The organism is Arthrobacter sp. Leaf141 (genome assembly GCF_001424565.1).
Lineage (GTDB): Bacteria > Actinomycetota > Actinomycetes > Actinomycetales > Micrococcaceae > Arthrobacter.
In genome coordinates, this window is record NZ_LMOL01000005.1 from 113,829 (window position 1) to 130,759 (window position 16,931).

At 67.3% G+C, this 16,931-nt stretch carries 16 protein-coding genes; 13 read left to right on the plus strand and 3 right to left on the minus strand.

Features of this window, described 5'->3' with window-relative positions:
• Nucleotides 1–110: 110 nt before the first annotated feature.
• From rhaI to ASF72_RS19920, 9 genes are all read left to right on the plus strand, one after another.
• Nucleotides 111–1,277, plus strand: a complete 1,167-nt coding sequence (gene rhaI, locus ASF72_RS03060) for an L-rhamnose isomerase (RefSeq protein WP_050686745.1) — start codon at nucleotides 111–113, stop codon at nucleotides 1,275–1,277.
• Between the two features lie 6 nt (nucleotides 1,278–1,283).
• The gene (locus tag ASF72_RS03065) at nucleotides 1,284–3,320 is read left to right on the plus strand and encodes a bifunctional rhamnulose-1-phosphate aldolase/short-chain dehydrogenase (RefSeq protein ID WP_056596505.1); all 2,037 of its coding nucleotides are present in this window, start codon (nucleotides 1,284–1,286) and stop codon (nucleotides 3,318–3,320) included.
• Nucleotides 3,317–4,774: a rhamnulokinase gene (locus tag ASF72_RS03070; protein WP_056596507.1), complete on the plus strand. Its 1,458-nt coding sequence runs from the start codon at nucleotides 3,317–3,319 to the stop codon at nucleotides 4,772–4,774. Before ASF72_RS03065 ends, ASF72_RS03070 begins: the two co-directional genes overlap by 4 nt.
• 101 nt (nucleotides 4,775–4,875) lie before the next feature.
• Complete coding sequence (locus tag ASF72_RS03075) at nucleotides 4,876–7,374, plus strand: glycosyl hydrolase family 95 catalytic domain-containing protein (protein ID WP_162242787.1); 2,499 nt, start codon at nucleotides 4,876–4,878, stop codon at nucleotides 7,372–7,374.
• A gap of 46 nt (nucleotides 7,375–7,420) precedes the next feature.
• Nucleotides 7,421–8,440, plus strand: coding sequence for an acetylxylan esterase (locus tag ASF72_RS03080; RefSeq protein ID WP_056596512.1), 1,020 nt, complete (start codon nucleotides 7,421–7,423; stop codon nucleotides 8,438–8,440).
• A gap of 119 nt (nucleotides 8,441–8,559) precedes the next feature.
• On the plus strand, nucleotides 8,560–9,639 hold the full coding sequence (locus ASF72_RS03085) for an Ig-like domain-containing protein (protein WP_056596515.1): 1,080 nt from the start codon (nucleotides 8,560–8,562) through the stop codon (nucleotides 9,637–9,639).
• A gap of 328 nt (nucleotides 9,640–9,967) precedes the next feature.
• Nucleotides 9,968–11,083 carry a 3-deoxy-7-phosphoheptulonate synthase gene (locus tag ASF72_RS03090; protein WP_056596518.1) on the plus strand — a complete coding sequence of 372 codons (1,116 nt, stop codon included), beginning with the start codon at nucleotides 9,968–9,970 and terminating at the stop codon, nucleotides 11,081–11,083.
• Nucleotides 11,084–11,227: 144 nt separating this feature from the next.
• The gene (locus tag ASF72_RS03095) at nucleotides 11,228–11,440 is read left to right on the plus strand and encodes a helix-turn-helix domain-containing protein (protein ID WP_050686732.1); all 213 of its coding nucleotides are present in this window, start codon (nucleotides 11,228–11,230) and stop codon (nucleotides 11,438–11,440) included.
• Between the two features lie 189 nt (nucleotides 11,441–11,629).
• Entirely contained in the window at nucleotides 11,630–11,728 is a 99-nt protein-coding gene (locus ASF72_RS19920; protein ID WP_003792170.1) for a 30S ribosomal protein bS22, read from the plus strand.
• Nucleotides 11,729–11,849: 121 nt separating this feature from the next.
• Here ASF72_RS19920 and ASF72_RS03100 read toward each other — a convergent pair whose 3' ends face one another.
• Nucleotides 11,850–12,668 (minus strand): HAD family hydrolase, encoded by an 819-nt coding sequence (locus ASF72_RS03100; protein WP_056596521.1) that lies wholly within the window; start codon nucleotides 12,666–12,668, stop codon nucleotides 11,850–11,852.
• A gap of 76 nt (nucleotides 12,669–12,744) precedes the next feature.
• Between ASF72_RS03100 and ASF72_RS03105 the strand changes: the two genes are divergently transcribed.
• Nucleotides 12,745–12,999, plus strand: coding sequence for a glutaredoxin family protein (locus ASF72_RS03105; RefSeq protein WP_050684433.1), 255 nt, complete (start codon nucleotides 12,745–12,747; stop codon nucleotides 12,997–12,999).
• A 102-nt stretch (nucleotides 13,000–13,101) separates the two neighbouring features.
• Complete coding sequence (locus ASF72_RS03110) at nucleotides 13,102–13,797, plus strand: redox-sensing transcriptional repressor Rex (protein WP_056596524.1); 696 nt, start codon at nucleotides 13,102–13,104, stop codon at nucleotides 13,795–13,797.
• 52 nt (nucleotides 13,798–13,849) lie between these two features.
• Here the strand turns inward: ASF72_RS03110 and ASF72_RS03115 are convergent, their stop codons facing one another.
• Together ASF72_RS03115 and ASF72_RS03120 are read right to left on the minus strand one after the other, a co-directional pair.
• The gene (locus ASF72_RS03115) at nucleotides 13,850–14,611 is read right to left on the minus strand and encodes a Yip1 family protein (RefSeq protein WP_056596527.1); all 762 of its coding nucleotides are present in this window, start codon (nucleotides 14,609–14,611) and stop codon (nucleotides 13,850–13,852) included.
• Between the two features lie 243 nt (nucleotides 14,612–14,854).
• Nucleotides 14,855–15,403, minus strand: coding sequence for a YceI family protein (locus tag ASF72_RS03120; protein WP_050684436.1), 549 nt, complete (start codon nucleotides 15,401–15,403; stop codon nucleotides 14,855–14,857).
• 197 nt (nucleotides 15,404–15,600) lie between these two features.
• Between ASF72_RS03120 and ASF72_RS03125 the strand changes: the two genes are divergently transcribed.
• Nucleotides 15,601–16,281 carry a histidine phosphatase family protein gene (locus ASF72_RS03125; RefSeq protein WP_050684437.1) on the plus strand — a complete coding sequence of 227 codons (681 nt, stop codon included), beginning with the start codon at nucleotides 15,601–15,603 and terminating at the stop codon, nucleotides 16,279–16,281.
• 59 nt (nucleotides 16,282–16,340) lie between these two features.
• A complete protein-coding gene (locus ASF72_RS03130; RefSeq protein ID WP_050684473.1) occupies nucleotides 16,341–16,919 on the plus strand; it encodes a TlpA family protein disulfide reductase in 579 nt (192 codons plus the stop codon).
• Nucleotides 16,920–16,931 lie beyond the last annotated feature (12 nt).

Genomic DNA, 16,931 nt, shown 5'->3' on the forward strand with positions numbered 1-16,931 from the left:
CCCACCCGGCGGCCGCCCACCACAACCAGCCCGCCCGCGCCGCACCAATCGGCGCCGGCAGCGGGCCGCCACCAAACCACATGCAACACCAGACACCGGAAAGATCCATCATGAATGACGTAGCAATGGCGCTGGGCAGGCTCGAGGAGCTTGCCATCGAGGTCCCGTCGTGGGCCTATGGAAATTCAGGCACCCGGTTCAAGGTGTTCGGCACCCCCGGCACGCCGCGGACCGTGCACGAGAAGCTCGCGGACGCCGCCAAGGTCCACGAACTGACGGGCCTTGCGCCCACCGTGGCCCTGCACATCCCCTGGGACAAGGTGGACGACTACGAGGCCCTCAAGGAATACGCCGCGGGCCTCGGTGTTGGCCTAGGCACCATCAACTCCAACACGTTCCAGGACGACGAATACAAGTTCGGCTCGCTGACCTCCTCCAACGAGGCCGTGCGACGCCGCGCCGTGGACCACCACCTGGACTGCATCGACGTCATGCACGCCACCGGGTCCAAGGACCTGAAGGTCTGGCTGGCTGACGGCACCAACTATCCGGGCCAGGACGACATGCGCGGCCGCCAGGACCGGCTGGCCGAGTCCCTGCAGGAAATCTACGCAGCCCTGGGCGAGGACCACCGCCTGGTGCTCGAGTACAAATTCTTCGAACCTGCCACCTACCACACCGACGTGCCCGACTGGGGAACCTCCTACGCGCAGACCCTGGCCCTGGGCGAGAAGGCGTTTGTCTGCCTGGACACCGGCCACCACGCCCCCGGCACCAACATCGAATTCATCGTGATGCAGCTCCTGCGCCTGGGCAAGCTCGGTTCCTTCGACTTCAACTCGCGCTTCTACGCGGACGATGACCTGATTGTGGGAGCAGCGGATCCGTTCCAGCTCTTCCGCATCATGCACGAGGTCATCCGGGGCGGCGGCTTCGGCAAGGATTCCGGCGTGGCCCTCATGCTGGACCAGTGCCACAACCTGGAAGAGAAGATTCCGGGCCAGATCCGCTCGGTGCTCAACGTCCAGGAAATGACGGCCCGCGCCCTGCTGATCGACACCGCGGCGCTGACCGAAGCCCAGCGCGCCGGCGACGTCCTGGCCGCCAACGGCGTGTTCAACGACGCCTTCTACACCGACGTCCGGCCCATCCTGGCCGAATGGCGTGAATCCCGCGGCCTGCCCGCGGACCCGATGGCCGCCTTCAAGGCCAGCGGATACCAGAAAAAGATCAACGAGGACCGCGTGGGCGGCCAGCAATCCGGATGGGGCGCATAAACAGCCATGAGTAACAAGACTGTCGAAGACCTGATTTCCCGTTCCAACCGCCTCGGCGCCGATAAGCGGAACACCAACTTTGCCGGCGGCAACACCTCCGCCAAAGGCACCGAGAAGGATCCCGTCACCGGCGAGGACGTCCAGCTGCTCTGGGTCAAGGGCTCCGGGGGAGACCTGGGCACCCTGAAGGCCGGGAACCTTGCCGTGCTGCGCCTTGACCGGCTGAACGCCCTCAAGAACGTCTACCCCGGCGTCGAACGTGAAGACGAAATGGTGGCCGCCTTCGATTACTGCCTGCACGGCAAGGGCGGCGCCGCGCCCTCCATCGACACTGCCATGCACGGACTGGTGGATGCCGCACACGTTGACCACCTGCACCCGGACTCCGGCATTGCCATTGCCACCGCTGCGGACGGAGAGGCGCTGACCACCAAGATCTTCGGCACCAAAGTGGTGTGGGTGCCCTGGCGCCGCCCCGGCTTCCAGCTGGGCCTGGACATTGCCGCCATCAAGGAGGCCAACCCGCAGGCCATCGGCACCATCCTGGGCGGCCACGGCATCACCGCGTGGGGCGAAACCAGCGAGGAAGCCGAAGCCAACTCGCTGTGGATCATCGAGCAGGCCGAGGCCTACATCAAGGACAACGGCACAGCCGAACCCTTTGGTGCAGCGCTGCCCGGCTACGCAGCCCTGCCGGAAGCAGAGCGGAAGGCCAAAGCCGCCGCCCTGGCACCCGTGATCCGCGGCCTGGCCTCCACCGACAAACCGCAGCTGGGGCACTTCAGCGATGACGCCGTCGTCCTTGACTTCCTGGCCGCAGCCGAACACCCGCGCCTGGGCGCGCTGGGCACCTCCTGCCCGGACCACTTCCTGCGCACCAAGGTTAAGCCGCTGGTCCTGGACCTGCCGGCCGACGCATCCATCGAGGACTCGATCGCCCGCCTGCACGAACTGCACGCGGACTACCGCGAGGACTACCAGGCCTACTACGACCGCCACGCCGACGAAAACAGCCCGGCACTGCGCGGCGCGGACCCGGCCATTGTGCTGGTTCCCGGTGTGGGCATGTTCAGCTTCGGCGCGAACAAGCAGACCGCCCGCGTGGCCGGGGAGTTCTACATCAACGCCATCAACGTGATGCGCGGTGCCGAGTCGATCTCCACCTACGCCCCGATCGAGGAATCCGAGAAGTTCCGGATCGAATACTGGGCGCTGGAGGAAGCCAAGCTGGCCCGCCTGCCCAAGCCGAAGTCGCACGCCACCCGCATCGCCCTGGTGACCGGAGCGGCGTCGGGCATCGGCAAGGCCATCGCCACCCGCCTCGCCGCGGAAGGCGCCTGCGTGGTCATTGCCGACCTGAACCTGGAGAACGCCGAAAAGGTGGCAGAGGAACTGGGCGGCCCGGACGTCGCGATCGGCGTCCAGGCGGACGTCACCAACGAAGCCCAGGTGGCAGCGGCAATCGACGCCGCGGTCCTGGCCTTCGGTGGCGTGGACCTGGTGGTCAACAACGCCGGCCTGTCCATCTCCAAGCCGCTGCTCGAAACCACAGAAAAGGACTGGGACCTCCAGCACAACGTGATGGCCAAGGGCTCCTTCCTGGTGGCCAAGGCCGCCGCGAAGGTCATGATTGCCCAGGGCCTGGGCGGGGACATCATCTACATCTCCTCGAAGAACTCCGTCTTCGCGGGCCCGAACAACATCGCCTACTCCGCCACCAAGGCGGACCAGGCGCACCAGGTCCGGCTGCTCGCAGCTGAACTGGGCGAGCACGGCATCCGCGTCAACGGCATCAACCCCGACGGTGTGGTCCGCGGCTCCGGGATCTTCGCCGGCGGCTGGGGCGCCAAGCGCGCCGCCGTGTACGGCGTGGACGAGGAAAAACTGGGCGAGTACTACGCCCAGCGCACCCTGCTCAAGCGCGAAGTCCTGCCTGAGCACGTGGCCAACGCCGCCGCCGTCCTCACCAGCAGCGAACTGTCCCACACCACCGGCCTGCACATCCCCGTGGATGCCGGTGTGGCAGCAGCCTTCCTGCGATGAGCACCAGGCCTGAAACCGGTGCCGGCGGCGGCGTGTTCGCCGCCGTCGACATCGGCGCTTCGTCCGGCCGGGTCATCCTGGGCCGGACCACCGGCGGCACCGTGGACCTTGAAGTGGTCCACCGGTTCCCCAACGGCGTGGTGGAGCTCGACGGCGGCCTCCGCTGGGATTTCGACGCCCTGTTTGCGGAGGTCCTAGCGGGGCTCGCTGCCGCGGCCACCGTGGCTGCGAGCCAGGACGAAACGATCACCAGCATCGGCATCGACACCTGGGCCGTGGACTACGGCCTGGTCAACGCCGCCGGCCAGCTGACGGCCCAGCCGTTCAGCTACCGGGATGACCGCAGCCGCGCCGCCGTCGCGCCTGTGCACGCAAAACTGGATCCGGCCCGCCTGTACGCCACTACCGGGCTGCAGTTCCTGCAGTTCAACACGCTGTACCAGCTCGCCACGGAACCGGACCTGACCGGGCTGCAGGCCCTGCTTATCCCGGACCTGATCGCCTTCCTCCTGACCGGGCAGCGGCGGACCGAAGCCACCAACGCCTCCACCACCGGCCTGTTCGACGCCGTGGCGGGGGAGTGGGCCACCGGGTTCCTGGCCGAGTTGGGCCTGCCCAAAAAGCTGTTCCCGCCCCTGGTCCAGCCAGGTGAAACCGTGGGGACGCTGCTGCCGGACGTCGCGGCCAACGTTGGCCTGCCGGCCACCACCACCGTGGTGGCTGTGGGCTCGCACGACACCGCTTCCGCCGTCGCCGCGGTCCCGGCCCAAGCGAAGGACTTCGCCTACATTTCCTCCGGGACATGGTCCCTGGTGGGGCTGGAGCTGGACGCGCCGGTGCTGACCGAGGCCAGCCGCGAGGCGAACTTCACCAACGAACGCGGCGTGGACGGCACCATCCGTTACCTCCGGAACATGGGCGGGCTGTGGCTGCTCAGTGAATGCCAGCGGTCCTGGGCTGCTGAAGGGTTCACGCAGGACCTGCCGGCGCTGCTCGCAGCCGCTGCGGCGCTGCCGCCCGGCGGCCCACAGGTCAACCCGGACGATCCCTACTTCATCGCGCCGGACAACATGCCTGCCCGGATCAGCTCGGCAGTTAAGGTCACCGGGGATATCCTGCCGGCGGATCCGGCGGCGGTCACCCGGTGCATCATGGACAGCCTGGCTGCGGGGTACGCCCGCACCATCCGCGACGCGGAACGGCTCGCGGGCCGCACCGTGGACGTGGTGCACGTGGTGGGCGGCGGATCCCAGAACGGCTTGCTCTGCCAGTTGACGGCGGATGCCACCGGCAAGCGCGTGGTGGCCGGCCCGGTCGAGGCCACGGCCCTGGGTAACGTCCTGGTCCAGGCCAGGGCTGCCGGCCAGGTGTCCGGCGGACTGGCGGACCTGCGGTCCCTCGTGGTGGGTTCGCACGCACTGCTGGAGTTCACCCCGGAGCTTGCCAGGCGATAACGCCCGTGCGGCGGGGTCCGGAACTCCGGGCCCTGCCGCAGGGTGGGATTTCCTGCCGGACCCCTTCTCTCCATCGATGTAATTGTCTAGGGTTGGATTCCGTGCGCACTGAACATTCCCTGACTTATGACTCGCCCGCAGCCGACTGGCTGGCAGCGCTGCCGCTGGGCAACGGACGCCTGGGAGCCATGGTTTTCGGCGGGGCGCCGGTCCCCGGGCAGCCCGGACTGGAGCACCGGTTCCAGCTCAATGACGGATCGGCCTGGTCCGGCTCCCCGCACAGCCAGGACCTCGGCCCTGCATTCAGCCGGGAATCAGCGGACGCCATCCTGGCCGCGGCGCGGGGGCAGATCAGCGCCGGTGATTTCGGGGCGGCTCACGAAACGATGAAGCAGCTGCAGCACCGCAACTCGCAGGCCTACCTTCCGTTCGCCGACTTTTTCCTGGCGGTCGCAGTTGCCGGCGATTCCGGGGGCCCCGCCGGCTACGGCCGCAGCCTGGACCTGGCCCGTGCCGTCAACAGCACCCGGTACCAGCAGGCGGGCCACAACATCCGCATCGAGGCATTTGCGGCCCACCACCCCTCAGTCCTCGTGGTGACGGTGGAGTCCGGTGCGCCGCAGGGCATGGACCTGGCACTCCGGCTCGATTCCCCGCTGCGCATCCTCCGGCGGACCGCGGCGGCAGGAACCGCGGCCATGGAACTGAAGCTGCCGTCCGGCGTCGCGCCTTCCCACGACGGCGGCGCCGTGGACTACTCCGATGATGATTCGCTCAGCCTCCAGGGCGCCGCCGTGATGTCCTGGGAACACGACGGCACCGACGCGGCGGCGGACGACGGCGGCCTGGCCGCCACCGGCGTCCACCGCGCCACGGTGTTCATCACCACCGAAACCACGTTCCACGGCCTCGGCCGGCAACCGCAGGGCACGGCGGCCGGCGCTGCCGACGCCGCCCGGGCACTGCTCGCCAGCGCAGCGGCAACCGGTCCGGCAGGATTACTGGAACGGCACGAAGCAAGCCACGCAGCCCTGTACGACAGCTGCAGCCTCACCCTTGACGTGCCCCCGTGGCAAGGCACCAACACGGCCGAGCGGCTGCTGGCCGCCAACCGGAATCCGGCCGGGCCGCTGGCGGCAGATCCCGGCCTGGCCGCGCTGCTGTTCAACTACGGCCGGTACCTGCTGATCTGCAGTTCCCGGGCGGGCCACCCGGGCTCGCGGCCGGGAACCGCCTGGCAGGGCACCCCCGCCAACCTGCAGGGCATCTGGAACGCCGAGCTGACCGCGCCGTGGAGCTCCAACTTCACCACCAACATCAACCTGCAGATGAACTACTGGGCCGCGGAACCCACGGGCCTGGCTGCCTGCGCGGAGCCCCTGTTCGCCCTCATTGAAGCCCTTCAGGTGACCGGGGCCCGCACGGCCAGGGAGTACTACGGCGCCGACGGCTGGGCGGTGCACCACAACTCGGATATCTGGGGGTACAGCAAACCGGTGGGGCACGGCAGGCATTCCCCGGAATGGTCCTACTGGCCCATGGCCGGGCTGTGGCTGGTCCGCCACCTGTGGGAGCACCTGCAGTTCGGGGCCGCCGGGCCCGGCTTCGCCCGGGACGCCGCCTGGCCCGCCGTCCGTGGCGCAGCAGCCTTCGCCCTGGACCTGCTGCTGGAGAACCCGGACGGGACGCTGGGCACCATCCCGTCCACCTCGCCGGAAAACAGCTTCACCCTCCCCGGCGGCGGTGGCCGGGCTGCCGTCGCGGAGTCCTCCACCCTGGACCTGACGCTGATCCGGGACACCTTCCTGATGGTGGACGCCCTGGCGGCCGGGCTGGGCCAGCCGGACGACGCCGTTGCTGCCGCCGCCCGGCGTGCCCTGCCCCGGCTGCCGGAACCCGCGCCCGGGCGCAACGGCCGCCTGCGCGAATGGCTGGCCGACCCGGAAGAGTGGGAGCAGGACCACCGCCACGTCAGCCACCTCTACCTCGCCTACCCCGGCGATACACCGCTGGCACCGGAGCTCGAGGCGGCCGTCAAAGCCAGCCTCGACGGCCGCGGCGACGAATCCACCGGCTGGTCCCTGGCCTGGAAAATCCTCCTGCGGGCCCGGCTCCGGCAGCCGGAGAAGGTCAGCGACCTGTTCAGGTTGTACTTCCGGGACATGGCCGCCGAACGGTCGGGTCACAGCGGCGGGCTGTACCCGAACCTCTTCGGGGCCCACCCGCCGTTCCAGATCGACGGCAACTTCGGCTTTGTGGCCGGCGTGGCTGAGTGCCTGGTCCAGAGCCACCGGACCGCCGCCGGGGTGCAGGAAATCGAGCTGCTTCCAGCCCTGCCGGCCGAGCTTCCCGCCGGCAAAGCCAACCGGCTCCGCGCCCGCCCCGGGGTGGAAGTGGACCTCGAGTGGCGGGACGGCCGGCTGGTCGGGGCCACCCTTGCCGCCCAGCGCGAAGCCACCGTCCAGCTCCGGTCCGGGGACAAAATCCTGGCCCTCCGGCTGCTGCCCGGAGAGCCGGCCGCCATCACCCTCGGAGCCGGCGGCGGGCTGGTACTGAACACGGCGTCATCACGGCATGACGCTGCGCCCCAAACGACCTAGGATCAGCAGAAAACCACTTCCACCAGCAACAGGACCGGACCACCGCATGCCACTCTTTGACCTGCCCCTCGCCCAGCTGCGCAGCTACAGCAGCCACGTCACAGCACCGGATGACTTTGCGGCGTTCTGGGACGCCACCGTCGAGGAAACCAGGGCTTTCCCGCTGGCGCCAACGTTTGAACCCGTGGAGAACCACCTCACGGTCATCGACACCTTCGACGTCACGTTCGCAGGCTTCGGAGGCGCGCCCATCAAGGGCTGGCTGCACTTGCCGGCGCACCGCGACGCCGGAACCCGGCTGCCCGTGGTGGTGCACTACGTGGGCTACTCGGGCGGCCGAGGACTGGTCAACCAGGACACCCGCTGGGCGCAGGCCGGGTACGCCCACTTCATCATGGACACCCGGGGCCAGGGCTACGGCGGGACCCTGGGGGAGACACCGGACCCGCATCCCTCCGCAGGCGGAGTGGCCCACGCAGGCCTGATGACCCGCGGCATCGGGAACCGCGAGGACTACTACTACCGGCGTGTCTATATGGACGCCTTCCGTGCCGTGGAGGCTGCCCAGGCCCACCCCGCCGTCGACCCTGCCAAAGTGGTGCTGGCCGGCGTCAGCCAGGGCGGCGGCATTGTGGTGGCCGCTGCCGGGCTTGCGGCCGGCCGCCTGGACGGGGTCATCGCCGCCTTGCCGGATGTCCCGTTCCTGCAGGACTTCCCCCGCGCCATCGACATCACTCCGCGCGGGCCGTACCCGGAGATCGCCGCGTTCCTGGCCCGGCACCGGGACAGCTACGATTCCATCCTGGACGTGCTGCGCTACTTCGACGGCGTCAACCTGGCCCGCCTCGCCACCGCGCCGGCCCTTTATTCGGCGGCCCAGATGGATGACATCTGCCCGCCATCCACCGTGTTTGCCAGCTTCAACGCCTACGGCACGGGGGAGCCGGGCGCACCCGCGGCCGGCGTGGCCAAGGACATCGAGGTGTACAGGTTCAACAACCACGAGGGCGGCCAGGAGCACCACTGGATTAGGCAGCTGCAATTTCTCCGCAAGATGCTGGCTTAGCCCTTCCTGTCCCTACCGCGCGGTGGGGGACGGGACTATCCTGTGCCTGTTGGCCACACCAGGCCTGCGGAGGTGCTGGGGCTTTCCGTGACATTTAGTCATCGGGAAAGTGAAACCACATGGACACAGCATCCAACGCCGCACCTCCAACAGCGGCACCCAGCCGGTTCCGGCGGGTTGGCATCATCCTGCCGGTCCTTGCGGCAATCACCATCGCGTTTGCAGGCCTGGCCGGGCCCGCGCAGGCTGCCGGAACCAGCTCCTACGGAACAGGCAGGGCGGAGGTCACGCTGAGCGCCAATGCGTTCGGGCTTCCCTTCGCGGACGCCCCGGTCCTGGTGGCGGCAGGCGTCGTTCCGGCCGCGCCAGGTACAGGTGTCCCGTCGGGAACCGTCAGCCTGTTGTCCGACGCCGATGGCACGGTGCTTGGCGTGGGGGACGTCGACACCGAAGAACCGTTCCTTGGGCTGGCGCTGATGGACTCGCCGGTCCTCGCCCTGGGAACGACCTTCTTCAAGGCCAGATACTCGGGGGACAGCACCTTCGCCCCCAAAACCATCAGGTTCTCGATTACTGCCATCAGCGGGCCGGGGACCAGGACGGCCATCACCGTTACGCCGGCTGGCACATCGGTGTTCGGTGCACCCGTTACCGTCACGGCGCGGGCCACGGCGCTCCCATCAGGGCCACTGACCGGAACGCCGCTGGGAAGCCTGGTGCTGATTGTCGACGGCGTCGAGGTCCAGGCCCAGGCCCCCGGACCGGGCTGGCAGTCGGTCTTCACCATCAACAACCTGCCCGCGGGCCAGCACGTGTTCACCGTAGAATTCAGGCACGCGGAGGGCGACTACTTCGGGTCAACCTCCGGGCCGGTGACCCACACCGTGACGCCTGCCCTTGCCGCGGTGAAGGGTGAGTTCCACAGCTCGCACCACGGCGACATCCGGCCGGGGACTGCTGTCACGGTGCAGGCCGTCATCATGCCGGCTGTTGGCGGCGGCGCAACGCCCACGGGGTGGGTGCAGTTCTATGACTGGAACACCAAGGTGGGCGCGCCGGTGAAACTGGTCAACGGCAAGGCCGGCTACACCCACACCTCGCTGCGCTACGGCAAGCACGTCCTGCAAGCGAAATACCTCGGCTCCAGCACCTACCTGCCGGCGTTCACCCCGGCCAGGACGGTCACTGTGGTTGGCTAGGTGACCGTCGCCGGCCAGGTGCCGGCCGCCGTCGGACGATTCCTTGGCTTGTCCGCGCAGCAGGTCCTTCAAGGGCCGGTCCCGCGGACAAGCCTGGGACGGAGTGTGACGCCGGAATTTTGCGCTGCCCGCGCCGCCCGGTTAGGGTCTTTCCATGACTAACCGTTGGTATGCGTATTTTTCGTTGGCTCTGGAGGGGCCCGCGTCTAACTGACACGCATCCAACTTTCCTTCAGAGCCAACAGGGCAGAGACCATTCTCTGCCCTTCGCCATTTCCCGGCGGGTTCTGATTCTGGGCCCGCTTCCTCTCCCGGAACAGGACCCATCATGAGCACCGCATCAGCCGCCGCACCCGCAGCAAAATCCACGTCCAACCTGCGCGTCAGCGAATTCACGGCCCTCCCCACGCCCCAGGAGCTCATCGCCGAGCTGCCGCTGGACACCCGGGAAGCCACCGTGGTGGAACGCGGCCGCGACGAGGTCCGCGCCATCATGGACGGACTGGATGACCGCCTGCTGGTCATTGTGGGCCCCTGCTCCATTCACGATCCCAAAGCCGGGCTGGAATACGCCCGCCGGCTGGTCAGCCAGGCGGAGCAGCACAAAGCCGACCTGCTGATCGTCATGCGGACCTACTTCGAAAAGCCCCGCACCACAGTGGGCTGGAAGGGCCTGATCAACGACCCGCGACTGGACGGCAGCCACGACATGGTCACCGGCCTGCGCACCGCCCGGCACTTCCTCCAGCAGGTCACCGCGCTGGGCCTGCCCACGGCCACCGAATTCCTTGAACCCATCAGCCCGCAGTACATGGCGGACCTCATCGCCTGGGGCGCCATCGGGGCGCGGACCACCGAAAGCCAGATCCACCGGCAGCTCGCTTCGGGGCTGTCCATGCCCATCGGGTTCAAAAACGGGACCGACGGCGACCTCCAGGTGGCCATCGACGCCTGCGGTGCCGCCGGGGCTGCCCAGGCGTTCCTGGGGATCGACGGCGACGGCCGGGCCGCGCTGGTGTCCACCGCCGGAAACCCCGACACCCATGTCATCCTCCGCGGCGGCCGGAAGGGCCCCAACTACTCCGCCGTGGACGTCCAGGCCGCCTCCGGCAAGCTGGCAGGCAAGGGCCTGAACCCGCGCCTGATCGTGGACGCAAGCCACGCCAACAGCGGCAAGAGCCACCACCGCCAGGCAGAGGTGGCCCTGGAAATCGGCGCCCAGCTCGAGGACGGCGGCCCGTCGGCACAGGCGATTGCCGGCGTGATGCTCGAAAGCTTCCTGGTGGGCGGCTCGCAGAACCTGGACGTTGCCGAACACCGCGCAGGGCGGGACGCGCTGGTCTACGGCCAGAGCGTCACCGACGCCTGCATGGACTGGGACGTCTCCGTGTCTGTCCTGGCCCAGCTGGCTGCCTCCGCACGGAAACGCCGGACGGCAAAATAAGCCGTCGCACTACTTTCACATCTGCCACAGGAACATCTACAGTATCTAAATAAGTGGTTGGTGGATGGGCTCAGCATCAAGAACACCGCATTGGCAAGTACCTGGGGTCTCTGTGTCCATCCGTCAGCAAAGGAAAATAGGGAAATGTCGGCAGAACAGAACTTCTCCAACGCGAAGTTCCTGACAGTGGCTGAAGTAGCCCAGGTCATGCGCGTCTCCAAAATGACCGTGTACCGGCTGGTGCACTCCGGTGAAATGCCGGCGGTGCGCTTCGGCCGGTCCTACCGGGTCCCCGAGAATGCCGTGGACCAGTACCTCAAGGGTGCTGTTGTCGACGGGCATACCGAAACCGCCTGAGGTTTTCAGCCTTAATGGGGCACCGTGAGCCTGTGGTGCGCTTTGTTGTCAGAAGCCGCCCCCGGAAAGCGGTACCCTGTTAAGGAACGTTTTACGTCATTGTTGGAATCTGTCGGTTGTGCAGTTCGTAGCTTTGTCCACGGACCATCCCAACAGACAGGTACTGCATCTAGTTTGTGAGGAACTTTCGTGGGTTCAGTTATTAAGAAGCGTCGCAAGCGTATGGCCAAGAAGAAGCACCGCAAGCTGCTTCGCAAGACCCGTCACCAGCGCCGCAATAAGAAGTAGAGATACTTCGTACAGCGTGGAAATGCCCGTCGCCTTCCAGGTGGCGGGCATTTTGCTGCCCTCTCCCAACTAGGTAGCAATTGTTGTCGTTATGAGCGCTCATAACGACAACAACTGCCAGCTAGATGCGGGGGCCGCGGATCCGGGCGAAACCTTTCCACAGGCCGTAGACGGCGCCGCAGGCGGTTGCCACCTTCAGGCCGAAGGTCGCGGCGCGGCGGCCGGCGCGGAAGTCGTACACTGGCCAGTTGTTGTCCCGGGCGTGCCGCCGGAGCCGGGCGTCCGGGTTGATGGCCACCGGGTGCCCCACCAGGCTCAGCAGCGGGATGTCGTTGTAGGAGTCGCTGTAGGCCCAGCAGCGCGACAGGTCCAGGCCCTCGGCTTCCGCAATTCCCCGGACGGCCACCGCTTTGGCGGAGCCGTGCAGGATGTCACCCACCAGGCGGCCCGTGTAAAGGCCGTCCGCCACTTCACCCACGGTGCCCAGGGCTCCGGTGAGTCCCAGCCGGGTGGAAATCACTGTGGCGACTTCGATGGGAGTGGCGGTCACCAGCCACACCCGCCTGCCCACCCGGAGGTGTTGCTGGGCCAGGGCCTTGGCCCCGGGCCAGATCCGGGAGGCGATCATCTCGTCATAGACTTCCTCGCCGAGCGCCTTGATGTCGGCAACACTGATGCCGGCGGCGAGGGTGAGGGCTGAATCGCGGACGGCATGGACGTCGTCGATGTTTTCGCCACGGGCAACAAACTTGAACTGCTTCCACGCCATGCCCGCGGCCTCCCGCAGCGTGAACGCCCCGCGCTGGTGCATCTTCCTGGCCACGTGGAACAGGCTGGCACCGCGCATCAGGGTGTTGTCCACGTCGAAGAACGCCGCCTCGCCCTGCTGCGGCGCAGCAACCGGGCTTGTGACGACGGCGACATATCTCTCCACGGGCATGGACTCGAGTCTAGTCAATCCGCAGGCCCGGCGGCGTCGCGTCACCGGGCAGCGTCAGCGGGGCTACGGTTAAGGCATGGCTGCACCCACCGTTGTCCTGATCACCAAAGCCGACTGCCACCTGTGCGAGGAGGCCCGCCGCACCGTGGGCAGGGTGGCCGCTGAACTGGGGCTGGAGTGGTCCGAGGAACAGGTGGACCAGCAGCCGGAACTCCGCGAGCGGTATGCCGAGGAGATTCCCGTGGTGCTGGTGGACGGGGTGCAGCGCGACTTCTGGAAAATTGATGAAAACCGGCTGGCCCGGCTCCTGCGGCGCGCGCTGGCGGAGTAGGGACCGCACGTGGCAGGCGGCCGGCCTTTGCGGGCAGGTGCTTTGTTGGCACTGGCGCCGGGGCTTTAGAGTGGAGTTCCAACGTGATGCAAGGAGGGGCTGGTGACTTCGCTGGACCCAACGCCCCAGGCTGTCCCGGACCTGCCGGACGCCTCGGCCAAGCAGATTCCCCCCGCGGCCGTGGCCCGGTTGACCATTTATCTGCGCGCCCTCAATACGCTCCTGGCTGACGGTGTGGAGCGGGTCTCCTCCGAGTCCCTGGCCGAGGCCTCCGGCGTCAGTTCAGCCACGCTGCGCAAGGACCTCTCCCATGTGGGTTCCTACGGCACCCGCGGTGTGGGCTACGAGGTGCAGTACCTCAGCCGCCACATTGCCGCCGCCCTGGGCCTGACCCACGACTGGAAAGTCGCAATCGTTGGTGCCGGCAACCTGGGCAAGGCATTGGCAAGGTATGGCGGGTTCGAGTCCCGCGGCTTTGACGTGGTGGCCATCTTCGATGCCGACCAGATGGTGGTGGGGAACGAGGTGGGCTGGCTGCGTGTCAGCGACGTGGCAGACCTTGAAGCCGTGCTGCAGCGCACAGGGGCGAACATGGTGGTGCTGGCTTTGCCGGCCGCCGTTGCCCAGGGCGTCTGCGACAGGGTGGTGGCGGCCGGAGTGAACAGTGTCCTCAGCTTCGCCCCCGTGATGCTGCAGGTCCCCGAGGGCGTCAACCTGCGAAAGGTGGACATGGCCACCGAACTGCAGATTCTTGCGTACCACGCACAGCGGGCGCAGGCCCCGGGTCAGACCGCCTAGGTTCCGGCGGTTCCGGGGCCCACGCCCGCAGGGGTGGTGGTTTCAGCCGGGCTTAGCGGCCGTACGGGCTGCCGCCGTATGGGTTGGCAAACGGCTGCTGCTTCCGAAAGTAGGGCGCAGCCTTGGGCAGGTAAAGCAGCACGATTGCCACAATGCCGGCCACGGTGCCCAGGGTGCCGATGGAGGGGATGCCAAAGAGGCCGATGATGGACAGCGCCGCGAAGACGGTGCCCAGGATGCGGGCCCAGTTCTTGCCCTTGCGGACAAAGAAGGCCACCAGGAGGTACAGGGCAACGCCGATGATGGCGAAGACCACCAGGGAGCCGGTCATAAAGCCCTTGACGTCTTCATAGGAGACTCCGCTGCCCTCAAGCTGATCGTCGATGGGACCGCGCATTGCAGGATCATCCAGCTGGCCCAGGCCGGTGAACATCGAGATTACATAGATCACGGCCGAGGCGATGATGAGCCAGAAGGAGATGGTCACCAGCTGCGGAACGCCATTGGTGCCGGCATCCTCAGGCTGCCCGTACGGGGACTGCGCATAGGGCGACTGGCCGTACGGGGGCTGTCCGGCAGGCTGCTGGTTCCAGGCGGGAGCCTGCGGTGGGTTCTGGCCGTACTGCGGTGCGTCCTGGCCCGGCTGCTGGCCGTACTGCGGCGGGTTCTGGCCGTACTGCGGTGCGTCCTGGCCCGGCTGCTGGCCGTACTGCGGCGGGTTTTGGCCGTACTGCGGTGCGTTTTCGCCATAGCGGGGCTGGCCGGGCTGCGGCTCGCCTGACTGCGGATCATTCGGGACGGGAGGAGTGCTCATGAAGCGGTCCTTTGCTCTCGGATTTCCAGGTGGGCTGCCGGGGGAGCGGACCTGGGCCGTACCCCCAGCATGGCTTCCTTCCACCGTACCCTTGCGGGTGCGCGTTATGGGTCATTCCTGGGAGGTATTCCGAGGGCCCGCGGGCTGCGCGGCCGGGGCGTTAAACGCCGAACCCCGGCACTGGACCTGACGGTCCGGTGCCGGGGTTCCGGGTACTGCCAGTCAGGCAGCGGGGGCGATCAGTTACGCGGCCGGAGCGATGAAGGCCAGTTCCAGGCTGATGGCAACCTTGTCGCTGACCAGGACGCCACCGGTCTCCAGGACGGCGTTCCAGGTGAGGCCGAAGTCCTTGCGGCTGATGGTGGTCTCGGCGGAGACGCCGGCGCGGGTGTTGCCGAACGGGTCAACGGCCACGCCGTTGAATTCGGTGTCCAGGGTGACCGGACGGGTAACGCCCTTGATGGTGAGGTCGCCGGCGAGTTCGTAGCTGTTGCCCTTGGCAACCAGGCCGTTGGAAACGAAGGAGATTTCCGGGAACTGCTCGACGTCGAAGAAGTCGCCGCCGCGGACGTGGCCGTCGCGGTTGGCGTCGCCGGAGTCGAAGCTGGCGGTCTTGATGGTGGCGTTAATCCGGGAATCGGCGACGTCCTCGGCCAGCTCAAGGGTGGCGGCTGCGTCGGTGAACTGGCCGCGGACCTTGCTGATGCCTGCGTGCCGGACGGTGAAGCCGATCTCGCTGTGGGAGTTGTCGAGGGTCCAGGTGCCGGTGGTGATGTCTGCGGGAAGTGCCATGGTGTGCTCCTTGAGGTGTTATGCCGGGTTCGGTTCGCTGGGACTCGATAACTTGAAGTCTCAACTAACTGCTGCATCCAGTATAAACATGCATTTGCATGTTTTGTTCCCTCCCGCGGAACATTTCTTCAAAAACTTAAGTTCTACTGGATGTAGAAGATTTCGGATCGCACGCCATCTTTGAGAAACTGGTAAACATGCCCCAAGCCACTGTCCATCTGCTCCGCCACGGCGAGGTCCATAATCCTGATGGCGTCCTGTACGGCAGGCTGCCCGAATTCCACCTGTCCCGGCTGGGCCAGGAGATGGCCCAGCTGCTGGCGGAATACTTCCGGGAACGGGCCGCCGCCGGTGCCCGCATCACCTACCTGGCAGCGTCACCGCTGGTCAGGGCCCAGGAAACCGCCGCGCCCACGGCTGACGCCCTGCACCTGCCGGTCCATACGGACAGCCGGATCATCGAGGCCCAGAACTACTTCGAGGGCATGAAGGTCAGCAAGGCGGAGCTTCGCCGGCCCCGGCACTGGCCGCACCTGGTCAACCCGCTGCGGCCCTCCTGGGGCGAACCGTACAAGGAGCAGGCGGCACGGATGATGGCCGCCGTCCAGGACGCCAGGCTCCAGGCCATCAGCCTGGCTGCAGGCGATTTCGGCGCTGACGGCCCCGAGGCCATCATGGTCAGCCACCAGCTCCCCATCTGGGCCACGCGGCTCAGCGCGGAAGGCCGCCGGCTGTGGCACGATCCACGCAAGCGCGAATGCACGCTCACGTCGGTGACCTCCCTGGTGTTCGACGACGGCGGGAACCTTGCGGACGTCCGTTACAGCGAGCCCGCTGCCGCACTCCTCCCCGGTGCGGCCAGCACCCCGGGAGCCTGACCATGGCCCGGAACATCGACCGGGGGACCGGCAACCTGCCCCTCACCTCGCGCCGCAGCATGCTGGTCACCGGCGGCCTGGCCCTGACGGCCCTGACAGTTGGCCTTTCCGGCTGCGCCCAGGAGGACGCCCTGGCCAAGCAGGCCAAGGCAGGGGACAACAAAAACTACGTGGCCGGTGACGGCTCCGTCACCGAATTCGCCGCCGCGGACCGCAAATCCGCCATCCAGGTCAGCGGCACCCTGTTTAACGGCACTGACGTGGCACCCGCCGACTTCCAGGGCCAGGTCACGGTGCTGAACTTCTGGTTCGCCGCCTGCGCGCCGTGCCGCGTCGAGGCGCCGCTCCTGGAGGAACTGCACCTGGAGTTCAAGGACCAGGGCGTCCAGTTCTTCGGCGTGAACCTCCGGGACGAGAAAGCCACGGCTGAAGCGTTCGATAAGACGTTCAACCTCACCTACCCCAGCTTCGACGACAAGGACGGCGGCGTGCTGCTGGCCGTCTCGGGGCTGGTCCCTCCCGGCGCGGTCCCCACCACCCTGGTCCTGGACAAGCAGGGCCGGGTGGCTTCCCGCGTCCTTGGCGAGATCCAAAAAGGCACGCTGAAAGCCCTCATTACCGCCGCCGTGGCAGAGTAGCCCCGGGCGCCC

Coding starts and splice junctions, on each gene's coding strand:
- rhaI (WP_050686745.1), top strand. CDS start 111: ATGAATGACGTAGCAATGGCGCTGGGCAGGCTCGAGGAGCTTGCCATC.
- ASF72_RS03065 (WP_056596505.1), top strand. CDS start 1,284: ATGAGTAACAAGACTGTCGAAGACCTGATTTCCCGTTCCAACCGCCTC.
- ASF72_RS03070 (WP_056596507.1), top strand. CDS start 3,317: ATGAGCACCAGGCCTGAAACCGGTGCCGGCGGCGGCGTGTTCGCCGCC.
- ASF72_RS03080 (WP_056596512.1), top strand. CDS start 7,421: ATGCCACTCTTTGACCTGCCCCTCGCCCAGCTGCGCAGCTACAGCAGC.
- ASF72_RS03085 (WP_056596515.1), top strand. CDS start 8,560: ATGGACACAGCATCCAACGCCGCACCTCCAACAGCGGCACCCAGCCGG.
- ASF72_RS03090 (WP_056596518.1), top strand. CDS start 9,968: ATGAGCACCGCATCAGCCGCCGCACCCGCAGCAAAATCCACGTCCAAC.
- ASF72_RS03095 (WP_050686732.1), top strand. CDS start 11,228: ATGTCGGCAGAACAGAACTTCTCCAACGCGAAGTTCCTGACAGTGGCT.
- ASF72_RS03100 (WP_056596521.1), bottom strand. CDS start 12,668: ATGCCCGTGGAGAGATATGTCGCCGTCGTCACAAGCCCGGTTGCTGCG.
- ASF72_RS03105 (WP_050684433.1), top strand. CDS start 12,745: ATGGCTGCACCCACCGTTGTCCTGATCACCAAAGCCGACTGCCACCTG.
- ASF72_RS03115 (WP_056596527.1), bottom strand. CDS start 14,611: ATGAGCACTCCTCCCGTCCCGAATGATCCGCAGTCAGGCGAGCCGCAG.
- ASF72_RS03120 (WP_050684436.1), bottom strand. CDS start 15,403: ATGGCACTTCCCGCAGACATCACCACCGGCACCTGGACCCTCGACAAC.
- ASF72_RS03125 (WP_050684437.1), top strand. CDS start 15,601: ATGCCCCAAGCCACTGTCCATCTGCTCCGCCACGGCGAGGTCCATAAT.
- ASF72_RS03130 (WP_050684473.1), top strand. CDS start 16,341: ATGCTGGTCACCGGCGGCCTGGCCCTGACGGCCCTGACAGTTGGCCTT.